Genomic DNA, 12,424 nt, shown 5'->3' with positions numbered 1-12,424 from the left:
CGAAGCCACGGCAGCCCGGCTGCCGTGGCTTCGTCCATGCCCGGGGAGCGAGAGCTCGCCGCGCTCACCCCGAGGATGACGCCGGTCGGCCGTCCTTCCAGACGCGTGTCACGAGGGGGACGCCCGGACGGTAGGAGAGGTGGACGTGCGAGGGGGCGTCCAGCACCACGATGTCGGCGCGGGCGCCCGGGGACAGCCGTCCCACGTCGGTGCGGCGCAGCGCGTGGGCGCCGCCCATGGTCGCCGCCCACACGGCCTCGTCGGGCGTCATGCCCATGTCCCGCACGGCCAGCGCCACGCAGAACGGGATGTTGGTGGTGTAACTCGACCCCGGGTTGCAGTCGGCGGCCAGCGCCACCGTGGCTCCCGCGTCGATCAGGCGGCGCGCGTCGGGGTAGGGCGAGCGGGTGGAGAACTCGGCGCCCGGCAGCAGCGTGGCCACCGTGTCGCCGCCCGCCAGCGCCTCGACGTCGGCGTCGTCCAGGTGCGTCAGGTGGTCGGCGGAGGCGGCGCCCAGCTCGACCGCGATGCGCACGCCGGGGCCGCGTCCGAGCTGCCCGGCGTGCACGCGCGGCACCAGTCCCCGCCGCTTGCCGGCGGTCAGGATCGCCCGGGTCTGGTCGCCGTCGAACGCCCCCCGGTCGCAGAACACGTCGATCCACCGTGCGTGCGGGGCGCACGCGTCGAGCATCTCCCCCGCGACCAGCGCGGCGTAGGCGTCGGGGTCGCCCGCGTACTCGGGCGGCACGACGTGGGCGCCCAGATAGGTCACCTCATCGGTGTGCTCGGCGGCCAGGCGCAGACCGCGCGCCTCGTCCGCCACGGTGAGGCCGTACCCGGACTTGCACTCGATCGTGGTCGTCCCCGACCGCAGCGCCTCGGCGACCAGGCGGCGCACGTTGGCGCGCAGCGCGTCGTCGCTCGCCTGGCGGGTGGCCGCGACCGTGGTGCGGATGCCGCCGGCGGTGTAGGGACGGCCGGACATCCGCGCCTCGAACTCGGCGGTGCGGTCCCCGGCGAAGACCAGGTGGGCGTGGCTGTCCACGAATCCGGGGATGACCGCCCGGCCGCCCGCGTCGTACCGCTCGCCTCCCGCGCCCTCGGGAATGCGCGTCCGCGGACCGGCCCACGCCACCCGCCCGTCCTGGACGACGATCGCCGCGTCCTCCACCACGCCCAGCGGCCCATGCCCCAGCTCCGGGTCATTGGTCACCAGCGACCCGATGCCGTCGACCACAAGCCCACTCATTCCCGCCCCGCCTCCGCCCCGCGGCCCGGTCCCGCCGCACCCGAAGACGGTACCGGTGGCTCACGGGTCCCGCCGACTCGGCGCCGCCCGCGGCGGGAAGCCTCACCGGCCGGCGGCGACCAGGTCGAGGACGATCTGCGTGCCTCGCCCGGTCTCGTACCGGATCATGTCCCCGGACAGGTAGAGGGTGGGGGGAGGCTTTTCTCCGCTCGACGGGGGGATGGGGTACAGCAGGCCGGTACGTCCCGTGGCGATGTCGTGCACGGTGCTCGCATGCCTCCCGGCGCGATCCTGCTGGGCGAGCATGACGAAACGGCCCGAGTACAGGTTCCCGCGGGCGCTGCCCGGCAGCTTGCGCAGACCGGCTCCGTCGCGTCGCCATGCCTCGGTACGGGTGTAGCACCACCTCACCCCGCACTCTTCCCACGTTGATCGCCCGGGGGGAGGCGTCACGTCGCTCAGCGCACCGGTGAGGACGTTCTTCAGGTGCTCCATGGGGCGAGGGAGAGGGTGGTCGGCCGCCACCACGCGAGGCCATCCGGCCCACGGCCATTCGACCAGGTGGAAGCCTCTCGTGCCGCTGACCAGGGTGGCCTTCCCGCCCTTCAGCGGGGCCCGGTAGACGCCGCCGTCGTACGGCGACCACACCGCCATGCCGTCCGCGATGGCGAGGTCGATGCCGTAGTAGGAGTCGTCGCTGGTCATCAGGGCCGTGACCGAGGCGATCCTGCGCGGGACGCCGCCGGTGACCGGCACCGCCCAGATCTCGGTCCTGCGACCGGCCAGCGCCGACCAGGCCAGATACCCGTCACCGTGGACCAGGGGGGCCTTCATGACGTTGCGATCCCTGAGCGGCGCCACGCGGGTGAAGGTACGCCGGTCCAGGTCGTACGACCAGATCCCGTCGAGCCGCTTCTCGGTGAACCCCCGGCCCGCGACGACCCGGTCGCTGACGAACACGTCAGGTGTGAACGTCCTGCCGCCCGGCCCCTTGACGGGGATCTCGTGCACCGCGCGGGGCCAGACCTTCTCCATCGGCGGCGTGACGGGGCCCGTGGACGGCGTCGGTTTGGCCGCAGGGGCGGGCGGTGCGACCGTACGCGTCCCCACGACGGTGCCCACCACCACGGCCGCGATCGCGGCCGCCACCGCCACCGGCGCCCACCACAGGCGCGCTCGCGCGCGCGGCGCGGGCAGGGCGCGGGGCCACCCGTCGTCCTGTACGGTCTCGGCCTCGGCGGCCAGAGCGTCTCTGAGCCGGTCCTCGATGCTGCTCACGCCTTGCCTCCCAGTTCACGCTCGAGCCGGTCCAGGCCCCGTGAGACGTTGGACCGCACGGTGCTCTCCCTGACGCGCGTCGCCCGGGCGATGTCGGCGTCGGACAGGTCGAGGTAGTAGCGCAGGATGAGGACCTCGCGCTGCCGCCTGGGCAGCCGGTCCAGGGCGGCCAGCATCTCCTGCCGCGACTCTCCCAGCAGTGCGGCCGTCTCCGCAGAATCCACCGGCTCGTCCGCCGTCCGCCCCACCGCCGCCCTTACCGCCACCCCGCGCCTGCGCAGGACCGAGCGCGAGGCGTTCAGCACGCAGACGCGGACGTACGCCAAGGTCAGGGCCTGCGGCCCCTTGGCGTGCAGCCGGGAGAACACGTCCTGCACGATGTCCTCGGCGCTCTCCAGGTCGCCGACGAGCAGCATGGCCAGGCGCACCAGGGCGAGCCGGTGCTCGCCGTACATGCCGGCCAGCACGGTGCCGGCCGGTACGGTGCCGGCCGGCGCCGGCGCGCGGGCGACCGTCTCGTTGTTCATGTCTTAGGAACGCCCGCCCGCCCCGATCCGCTGCACCGCCGCGCGGCGCGGCCGGTGGCCGGCCCGGCGCCGGCGGGCCGGGCACGACCGCGAGGTCACCTGAGCGGGGTCAACTGAGCGGGTCATCGCAGCGTGGCGATGGCCGCGGACAGGGCGGCCGGGACGTCGCCGACGGCGAGGTGGCGGCCGTCGGTGACGACGCGGCGGCCGGCGACGACGACGTCGCGGACGTCTGCCGCCGTGGCGGCGAACACGACCGTCTCGACCAGGCCGTCCGGCGACCAGCCGGCCGTCCGCACGGTGTCCAGGGCGATCGTGACGAAGTCGGCCGGGGCTCCCGCCTCGATGCGGCCGACCTGCGGCCAGCCGAGCGAGGCGTGCCCGCCTCGGGTGGCGGCGTCCAGCAGGTCGGCGGCGCGCCAGTGGCCCCGGCGCCGGGTGGCCAGGCGCTCGTCCAGCTCGACGCCGCGCGCCTCCTCCAGCAGGTCCACGACCGCGTTGCTGTCGCTGCCCAGCGAGAGCGGCGCCCCGGCGTCCGCCAGGGCGCGGGCCGGGCCGATGCCGTCGGCGAGGTCGCGTTCGGTGGTCGGGCACATGCACACCCCTGTGCCGGACGCTCCGAGCCGTTCGACGTCGGCGGGGGTCAGGTGGGTGGCGTGCACCGCCGTGGACAGCGGGCCGAGGGCGCCGTTCTCGTCGAGCAGTTCCGCCGGAGTGCGGCCATAGGCGGACATGCACGCCTCGTTCTCGGCGACCTGCTCCGACAGGTGGAAGTGCAGCGGCGCTCCGCGCTCGCGCGCCCAGGCCGCCACGACCCGCATCTCCTCGGGCGGGACGGCCCGCACCGAGTGGACGGCGGCGCCGATGCGAACGTGCGGCCCGGACGGAAGGGACGAGACGCGCCGCGCCCAGGCCGCGGCGTCGCCGTCGTCGAAGCGGAGCTGCGGCCCTTCGAGCGGCATCCCGAAGCCGCCGCGCAGATAGCAGGCGTCCAGCAGCGTGATCCGGATGCCCGCGTCGGCGGCCGCGGCGATCAGCGCCTCGCCCATCGCGTTGGGCGAGGCGTAGGGCCGTCCTCCGGTGTCGTGGTGGACGTAGTGGAACTCGCCGACACAGGTGACCCCGGCCAGCGCCATCTCGGCGTAGACGGCCCTGGCCAGGGCGTGGTAGCCGTCGGGGGTGAGGCGGGCGGCGGCCCGGTACATCCGCTCGCGCCAGGTCCAGAACGTGCCGCGCTCGCGCTGGGTGTGCCCGCGCAGCGCCCGGTGGAAGGCGTGCGAGTGGGCGTTGGCCAGGCCGGGGACGGTGACGCCGCGCAGGTGCTCGGCGCCGGGCGGCGGCCCGTCCTGTCCGGGCAGTACGCGTGTGACGTGCTCCCCCTGGACCTCGATGACCACGCCGGCGACCGTGGCGTCCCCGCCGAGCCAGGCGTGGTCGGCGTAGAAGACGCTCATCGGCATGCCAGGTCCGCGAGGGCGGTGGCCAGGGCGCGGACGCCGGCCAGGCAGTCGTCGGTGGTGGCGTGCTCGGCGGGGCTGTGGCTGACGCCGGTCGGATTGCGGACGAACAGCATCGCGGCGGGCACCAGCGCCGACAGGATGCCCGCGTCGTGGCCCGCCCCCGTGGGCAGGGCGGGGACGCCGCCGAGGGCGGCCGAGAGCCGGTCGCGCAGCCCGCCGGGGAACTCCACGACCGGGGTCCAGGACTCCTGCGCCACCTCCACCCGCACGCCGTGCACGGCGGCGGCGTCCCGCGCCGCCCCGGTCACCTCCTCGACCAGCTTGCGCACGGTCCCGGCCTCCGGGGCGCGGGCGTCGAGCCAGGCGTCGACCCGGGAGGCGATCGCGTTGGTGCCGTTGGGATCGACCCTGACCTTGCCGAACGTCGCCAGGGCGCCCAGCCGCCCCGCCGCCTCCCGCGCGGCCAGGACGGTCGAGGCGAACGGCGGCACGGGGTCGTGCCGGTCGGCCAGCCGGGTCGTCCCCGCGTGGTCGGCCCGGCCGTGGAAGGTGCAGCGCCACCGTCCGTGCGGCCAGATCGCGGCGGCCACGCCGATCGGGGCGTCGAGGTCGACCAGCCCGCGTCCCTGCTCGATGTGCAGCTCCACGAAGGCGCCGATGCGGCCGAGGGCCTGCTCGTCGCGGCCGATCGCGCCGGGGTCGGCTCCGGCGGCCCGCATGGCCTCCGCGAGCGTCACCCCGTCGGCGTCGCGCAGGGCGCGCGCGTCGCCGGGGTCGAGGATGCCGGTCATCAGGCGGCTGCCGACGCACGCGACGCCGAAGCGGGCGCCCTCCTCGTCGGCGAAGTTGACTACGGCGACGGGGCGCTCCGGAGCGAAGCCCCGCTCGCGCAGCAGGTCCACGGCGAGGAAGGCCGACACCACGCCGAGCGGCCCGTCGAAGGCCCCGCCGCCCGGGACGCTGTCCAGGTGGCTGCCGGTGACCACCGCCCCCGGGCCGGGGGTGCCCCACCAGGCCCACTCGTTGCCGTTGCGGTCACGTTCCCAGGTCATGTCCCTGGCCTCGGCCTGCGCGCGGAACCAGTCGCGCAGCGCGAGGTCCACCGGCGTCCAGGCGAACCGCCGGTAGCCGCGTTCCCCTTCGTCTCCGATGGCGGCCAGGTCGCCCCACATCCGCTCGAAGCCGGGGCGGAGTCCGGCGGCGCCGGATGCGGTCACCGGGACTCCCCGGACGCCATGGGGACGGCGACCCCGCGCTCCGCCGCGACCTCGGCGGCGCGGTCGTATCCGGCGTCCACGTGGCGGATGACGCCCATGCCGGGGTCGTTGGTGAGGACCCGCTCCAGCTTCTGGGCGGCGAGGGGGGTGCCGTCGGCGACGGCGACCTGCCCGGCGTGGATGGAGCGGCCGATGCCGACGCCGCCCCCGTGGTGGATGGACACCCAGGACGCGCCGGAGGCGACGTTGACCATGGCGTTGAGCAGCGGCCAGTCGGCGATCGCGTCGGAGCCGTCGAGCATGCCCTCGGTCTCCCGGTACGGCGAGGCGACCGACCCGGCGTCCAGGTGGTCGCGGCCGATGACGACGGGGGCCCGCAGCTCGCCGGAGGCGACCATCTCGTTGAACCGCAGGCCCGCCTTGTCGCGCTCGCCGTAGCCGAGCCAGCAGATGCGGGCCGGCAGCCCCTGGAACGCGACCCGCTCACCGGCCAGCTTGATCCAGCGGGCCAGCGACTCGTTCTCCGGGAACAGTTCGAGGATCGCCCGGTCGGTGGCCGCGATGTCGCGCGGGTCGCCCGACAGCGCCGCCCAGCGGAACGGGCCCTTGCCCTCGCAGAACAGCGGCCGGATGTAGGCGGGCACGAAGCCGGGGAAGTCGAACGCGCGGGTGTACCCGGCCAGCTTGGCCTCGCCGCGGATGGAGTTGCCGTAGTCGAACACCTCCGCGCCGCTGTCCATGAACCCGACCATGGCCTCGACGTGCCTGGCCATCGACTCACGGGCGCGCAGGGTGAAGGCGGCGGGGTCCTTGGCCGCCTGCTCGCGCATGTCCTCGAACGCCACGCCGACCGGCAGGTAGGCCAGCGGGTCGTGCGCGGAGGTCTGGTCGGTGACGATGTCGATCGGGGCGCCCATGGCGAGCATCTCGGGCAGCACCTCGGCGGCGTTGCCGAGCAGGCCGATGGACAGCGGACGCCGGGCGTCGCGGGCCTCGGTGGCCAGGCGCACCGCCTCCGCCAGGTCGCCGGCCTGGACGTCGAGGTAGCGGTGCTCGATGCGCCGGGCGATGCGCGAGGGGTCGCAGTCGACGCAGATGGCGACGCCGTCGTTCATCGTGACCGCCAGCGGCTGGGCGCCGCCCATCCCGCCGAGCCCGGCGGTGAGCGTCACCGTCCCGGCGAGGGTGCCGCCGAACCGCTTGGCGGCCACGGCGGCGAAGGTCTCGTAGGTGCCCTGCAGGATGCCCTGCGTGCCGATGTAGATCCACGACCCGGCCGTCATCTGGCCGTACATGGTCAGGCCGAGCGCCTCCAGCCGGCGGAACTCCTCCCAGGTCGCCCAGTCGCCGACGAGGTTGGAGTTGGCCAGCAGCACGCGCGGCGCCCATTCGTGGGTGCGCATGACGCCGACCGGACGGCCCGACTGGATCAGCAGCGTCTCGTCCTGCTTGAGGCCCTGGAGGGTGCGCGCGATGGCGTCGAAGGACCGCCAGTCGCGGGCCGCCTTGCCGGTGCCGCCGTACACGACCAGTTCGTCGGGGTGCTCGGCGACCTCGGGGTCCAGGTTGTTGTGCAGCATCCGGTACGCGGCCTCCTGCTGCCATCCCTGGCAGGACAGCTCGGTGCCACGTGGGGAGCGGATCACCCGCCTCGCCTGCTCGCTCATCGCCGCTCATCTCCTCGCTGGATCGTCATCCTCGATGTTCCCTGGTCGTCCCGGTCGTCCCGGTCGTCCTGGTCATGCCGGTCGTCCTGGTCATGCTGGTCGTTCTCGCCACCCTGTGGGATCTCGCGGCCGTCCCTGGCCCTTCCGGGGGGCCGCGCCGCCGGGTCCGCGGTCTCGTCTGCGCAGGTCCGGCGGTCGCGTCAGCCGGATCGATCCCCGTGTCCTCGCCGGTGACGCCACCCGGGCCGTCCCTGCGGCGCGCGTCCGCCTGGTGCGGGACGGCCGGGGCGTGCGGTCCGCCTGGTGCGGGGACGGCCGGGGCGTGCGGTCAGCCGGGTAAGAAGAGGCGGCGCTCGGCGGCGCTGTTCTCGAACTCCTCGATCGACGACTGTTCCGGCGTCGGCAGCGCCCCGAGCATCGCGTGGACCAGAGCGGCGCACAGCACGCTCGGCGCGGCCTGCGAGTCGAAGGCGAACCGCGAGCTCACCGGCGCCGCCAGCACCGCGTCCGCGTGCTCGGTCAGCGGGCCCAGGGCGTGGTCGGTCACCAGTGCCACTCGCAGCCCTGCCCGCCTGGCCCACACGAGCCCGTCGCGCAGCTCACGCGGGTAGCGGGGCAGGCCGAAGGCGAGCACCCACGCGGCCCCGGCGTCCGCCGCGCGGCTCAGCCGGTCCTCCATGGTGGACCCGGGGGCATCGATGACCCGGACGTCGGGGTGCGCCTTGGAGGCCAGGTAGCCGAACAGGTGCGCCAGCGGCGCCGACACCCGCAACCCGAGCACGGGGAGCGGCCGGGAGGCCGCCAGTGCACCCGCCACCTCGATGAGGCGGGTGGGGTCGGCGAGGCCGTCGCGCAACTGCTCCAGGTTGCGCAGCTCCGACTCGACCATGGCCTGTACCGGGTTCAGCGCGGCGGGCGCGGCCGGGACGTCCTGGCCGTCGCGCAGCGCGGCCCGCAGGTGGTCGCGGAACTCGGGAAAGCCGGCGAAGCCGAGGGCGAAGGCGAAGCGGGTGACCGACGGCTGGCTGATGCCGACCGCCTCGGCGATGTCGTTGCCGGTGAGGAACACCGCCTCGTGCGGGCGTTCCATGAGGTGACGGGCGATCCGCCGCTGAGAGGGCGACAGCCGGTGTCCCTCGACGAGCTCCTGCAGCCGCGCGGCCACCCGCGAAGCATCTTCGGCGCCCACCGCCGCGGCCCCCGGAGCAGCCGACATCACCGGATCGACCGTCTCCGGAGCAGCCGTCGCCGGGTCGACCGTGCCTGGGGCGGCCGTCCCCGGAGCAGCCGCACTCGGGGTCCCGCTCATCCACGCCTCCCTGCGCCCGCCGCCGGCCGCCACCGCGCGTCCAGCCCCTTGCCACGCTATGGCCCGCGTCACACACCTATGCGCACGCGCCACCGAATGCAAACTTTCATGCACGATCGCCGATGCATGTTCCTATGTCAAGAGGCGAAGACCACCGCCACGGCAGCCCGATCTCGCCCTGTATAGACCGCAGGGCCCTTAACGGCCGAGGACGACGCACTCCGCCGGCTTGCCCGGCGAAGGCCCAGTCCGCCCTGGAAAGGCTTAGTTCGCCCCGGGGAGGCGTGGTTCGTCCGGGAAGACCTTCGCGCCCTCCCGGGAAGACTCAGTGCGTCCCTGAAGGCTCAGTGCGTCCCGGTAAAGCTCAGTCGCTTTCTCGCTCCTGGGTGACCGACATCTCAGGGATGTCCCCCTTGCAGGCGACGCTCACCTTCACCGTCCGGGTGTCCGACTCGAATTCCAGCGAGGCGGCTGTCTCGGGGCCGGCGGTCACGTCGTCCACGGCGTACCCCTGGGCCGGGCTCCACGAGAGCAGCACCGCCCGACCGCCGTAGCAGGCCGCCACGACGGAGCCTCCGTCGGTGGTGAACGCGCGGGCCCGGGCCGGCGGGGTGCCGCCGGGCGTCGCGGACCAGCGCGGGGCGGCGGTGGCGGTGGCCAGAGCGCGCGCCACGTCGGCGCGGCTCACCGGCGACACGACCCGGTCATCATGTAGGTGAGCGCCTCCTGGTCGGCGTCTGACCCGACGACCGACGACGACCCACCGCGGGAGCCGGCCTCCGGGGGACCGCCGCCTGGCTCCGGCACCGGCGCGGGTGAGCGAGCATGACCGTCCAGCCGCCGTCCGTCGCCCGTCGCCCGTCGCCCGTCGCCTTCTGATCGTCCTCTGGTCCGGAAAGGGCCAGTAATGTGGGTCTCGAGGGCTCATATATGACATTACGGACGATCACCCTGGGCGGCTCCCGGACCGGCCCGGCGGACATCGCGCGCATCGCGCGTGACGGCGCGCCGGTCCACCTGGCCGCGGACGGCCTGGAGCGGGCCATGGCGGCCTTCGAGGCGGCCGGGGAGATCGCGCGCCACCGGCCCGTCTACGGGCGGACCACCGGCGTGGGCGCGAACCGCACCCAGCAGGTCGCGGCGGCCGAGGGGGACGCGCACGGGTTGCGCCTGCTGCGCAGCCACGCGGGCGGCGCCGGCGCACTCGTACCCGCCGAACAGGCACGCGCGATGATGGCCGTCCGGGCGAACCAGATCATGGCCGGCGGAGCCGGGCTGCGCCCCGCCTTCGCCGAGGCGCTGGGCGCCGCCCTGAACTCCGGGCATCTGCCGCAGGTCCACGAGATCGGCGCCATCGGCACCGGCGACCTGACCGCCCTGGCCGAGACCGGCCTCACCCTGATCGGCGAGCGCCCCTGGAGCGGCGGGCGGGGCGAGCCTCCCGCACCGATCGCCCTGGCGGCCGGCGACGCGCTCGCCTTCTGCAGCAGCAGCGCGCTGACCATCGGGCAGGCGACGCTCGCCTGGGCGGACGTCGCGCCGCTGCTCCGCGCCACCCAGGTCGTCGCCGCCCTGTCCCTGCTCGCGGTGGACGGCAACATCGAGCCGTACGACGAGCGCGTGCACGCCGCCCGCCCGCACCCCGGCTCCGTCGAGGTGGCCGCCGCGATGCGCCGCCTCCTCTCCCCGGCGCCCCCTCCAGCCCGCGAGAACGCGCCCTCCCGGACCCCGCGCACCGGACAAGACGAAGGCGCGCCGCCCTCGCCCTCCTCCCCCGCACCACCGACCGCACCAGACGAAAGCGCGCCGTCCCCGCCCTCCTCCCCCGCACCGCCGACCGGACCAGACGAAGGCGCAGCGTCACCGGCACCGGCACCGGCGGCGCGGATCCAGGATCCGTTCGGGTACCGCTGCCTGCCGCAGGTGCACGGACCGGCTGTCGAGGCCGTGGCCGCGCTCGAGCGCGTCCTCGGTGTCGAGATCAACGCCGCGGCCGAGAACCCGCTGATCTCCGCGGCCGGCGGCACCGTCCACCACCACGGCGGCTTCCACCAGGCGCCCCTCGGTCTCGCCCTGGACCACCTGCGGGTCGCGCTCCTGCACACGGCGCACCTGTCCACCGCCCGGCTGGCCACGCTGGTCGAGCCCGCGTTCACCGGCCTGCGCCCCTTTCTCGCCGACGCCGCGGCCGGAAGCTCGGGCGTGATGATCCTTGAGTACACCGCGAGCTCCGCGCTGGCCGAGTTGCGCAACGCGGCCCTGCCGGCGGCGCTGGGCCACGCCGTGCTGTCCCGTGGCGTCGAGGACCACGCCGCCTTCGCCTCCCAGTCGGCCAGGCAGACGCTCCGGGCCGCCTCGTCCTACCGCCTGGTGCTGGCCTGCGAACTGGTGGCGGCCGTCCGGGCGCTGCGCGAGCGCGGCCTCGGCCCGGCCATCGCCGCCACCCCCGCCGGCGCCGCGTACACCCTCGCCACGGCACACCTCGACCCCCGCGACGAGGACCGCCCCCTCACCACCGACACCGAGACCGCCGCCGCCCTCCTGGACACCTTCGCCACGATCTGATGACGGTCACGAAGAAGACCCGGCCGTACGGCGATTCGCTAGATGGGCGGGGCCGAGATGAGACGCGCCGAGGAGGAGTGACCATCCGAGGTCACATGGGGCCGGGCGGCCGGGGAAGGACGAGGGAGGAAGCGGAGGCGCTGAAGCGGAGGTTCTGATGCTGCTGGTGGGAACCTCGGGGTGGCAGTACAAGCACTGGCGCGACGTGCTGTACCCCGCCGGGCTGCCGCAGCGGGTGTGGCTGGAGCGGTACGCCGAGTGCTTCGGCACGGTGGAGAACAACAACGCCTTCTACCGGCTGCCGGCGCGCGAGACGTTCGAGAGCTGGCGCGACCGCACCCCGGACGGTTTCGTGATGGCGGTCAAGGCCAGCCGGTTCCTCACCCACATCAAGCGGCTGAAGGACCCCGAGGAGCCGGTCCAGCGACTGATGGACGCCGCCGAGGGCCTCGGCCCCAAGCTCGGCCCCGTCCTGGTCCAGCTCCCGCCGAACCTCAAGGCCGACCCCGAGCGGCTCGACGCCTGCCTGGCCCGCTTCCCGCGCCATGTGCGCGTGGCCGTCGAGCCGCGCCACGACTCCTGGTGGACCGGCGCGGTGCGCGAGGTGCTGACCGCCCACGACGCCGCCCTGTGCTGGGCCGACGTCCTGGGCCGCCCCGTGACCCCGCTGTGGCGTACCGCCGGGTGGGGATACCTGCGGCTCCACCAGGGCCGCGCTCACCCCTGGCCCTCCTACGGCGATGCGTCGCTGCGGTCGTGGCTGCACCGGCTGGGCGAGCGGTGGACTCCCGGGGACGACGTCTACGTGTACTTCAACAACGACCCCGGCGGCGCCGCCGTCCGCAACGCCGTCCGCTTCGCCGACCTGGCCCGCGCCGAGGGGCTCCCCGTCACCCCCACCCCGCCGGCACCGCCCTCCTGACCCACCCCAGCGCCGCCGGTGCGGTGAGCCACCACGTTCACCGCGTGCGGCTCTCCACCTTCGCCAGGCACCGCCAGTGCCGTGACCGACCACCTTCACCGCATGCGGCTCTCCACCTTCGCCAGGCACCGCCAGTGCCGTGACCGACCACCTTCACCGCATGCGGCTCTCCACCTTCGCCAGGCACCGCCAGTGCCGTGACCGACCACCTTCACCGCATGCGGCTCTCC

At 74.7% G+C, this 12,424-nt stretch carries 10 protein-coding genes; 2 read left to right on the top strand and 8 right to left on the bottom strand.

Annotated elements, in window-relative coordinates; translation table 11 throughout:
* Positions 1–64: 64 nt before the first annotated feature.
* The 8 genes from hutI to ACFQSB_RS33785 form a co-directional block, all read right to left on the bottom strand.
* The gene (gene hutI / locus ACFQSB_RS33820) at positions 65–1,249 is read right to left on the bottom strand and encodes an imidazolonepropionase (protein ID WP_380830891.1); all 1,185 of its coding nucleotides are present in this window, start codon (positions 1,247–1,249) and stop codon (positions 65–67) included.
* Positions 1,250–1,351: 102 nt separating this feature from the next.
* The gene (locus ACFQSB_RS33815; RefSeq protein ID WP_380830890.1) at positions 1,352–2,527 is read right to left on the bottom strand and encodes a TolB-like translocation protein; all 1,176 of its coding nucleotides are present in this window, start codon (positions 2,525–2,527) and stop codon (positions 1,352–1,354) included.
* Positions 2,524–3,054: an RNA polymerase sigma factor gene (locus ACFQSB_RS33810; protein WP_380830889.1), complete on the bottom strand. Its 531-nt coding sequence runs from the start codon at positions 3,052–3,054 to the stop codon at positions 2,524–2,526. The genes ACFQSB_RS33815 and ACFQSB_RS33810 overlap by 4 nt, the downstream gene beginning before the upstream one ends.
* Positions 3,055–3,176: 122 nt before the next feature.
* Positions 3,177–4,508 carry a formimidoylglutamate deiminase gene (locus tag ACFQSB_RS33805; protein ID WP_380830915.1) on the bottom strand — a complete coding sequence of 444 codons (1,332 nt, stop codon included), beginning with the start codon at positions 4,506–4,508 and terminating at the stop codon, positions 3,177–3,179.
* Positions 4,505–5,686 carry an allantoate amidohydrolase gene (locus ACFQSB_RS33800; protein ID WP_380830914.1) on the bottom strand — a complete coding sequence of 394 codons (1,182 nt, stop codon included), beginning with the start codon at positions 5,684–5,686 and terminating at the stop codon, positions 4,505–4,507. The genes ACFQSB_RS33805 and ACFQSB_RS33800 overlap by 4 nt, the downstream gene beginning before the upstream one ends.
* Positions 5,687–5,727: 41 nt before the next feature.
* A complete protein-coding gene (gene hutU / locus ACFQSB_RS33795; RefSeq protein WP_354849123.1) occupies positions 5,728–7,398 on the bottom strand; it encodes a urocanate hydratase in 1,671 nt (556 codons plus the stop codon).
* Positions 7,399–7,726: 328 nt separating this feature from the next.
* Entirely contained in the window at positions 7,727–8,707 is a 981-nt protein-coding gene (locus ACFQSB_RS33790) for a MurR/RpiR family transcriptional regulator (RefSeq protein WP_380830888.1), read from the bottom strand.
* Positions 8,708–9,071: 364 nt separating this feature from the next.
* Positions 9,072–9,404 carry a hypothetical protein gene (locus ACFQSB_RS33785; protein ID WP_380830887.1) on the bottom strand — a complete coding sequence of 111 codons (333 nt, stop codon included), beginning with the start codon at positions 9,402–9,404 and terminating at the stop codon, positions 9,072–9,074.
* Between the two features lie 233 nt (positions 9,405–9,637).
* Between ACFQSB_RS33785 and ACFQSB_RS33780 the strand changes: the two genes are divergently transcribed.
* Together ACFQSB_RS33780 and ACFQSB_RS33775 are read left to right on the top strand one after the other, a co-directional pair.
* Complete coding sequence (locus ACFQSB_RS33780; protein ID WP_380830886.1) at positions 9,638–11,272, top strand: aromatic amino acid ammonia-lyase; 1,635 nt, start codon at positions 9,638–9,640, stop codon at positions 11,270–11,272.
* Between the two features lie 157 nt (positions 11,273–11,429).
* Entirely contained in the window at positions 11,430–12,194 is a 765-nt protein-coding gene (locus ACFQSB_RS33775; protein WP_380830885.1) for a DUF72 domain-containing protein, read from the top strand.
* Positions 12,195–12,424 lie beyond the last annotated feature (230 nt).

Source organism: Sphaerisporangium rhizosphaerae (assembly GCF_042665155.1).
Lineage (GTDB): Bacteria > Actinomycetota > Actinomycetes > Streptosporangiales > Streptosporangiaceae > Sphaerisporangium > Sphaerisporangium rhizosphaerae.
Note: the sequence above shows the minus strand (reverse complement) of the source record. Positions and strands in the feature narration are given on the sequence as shown.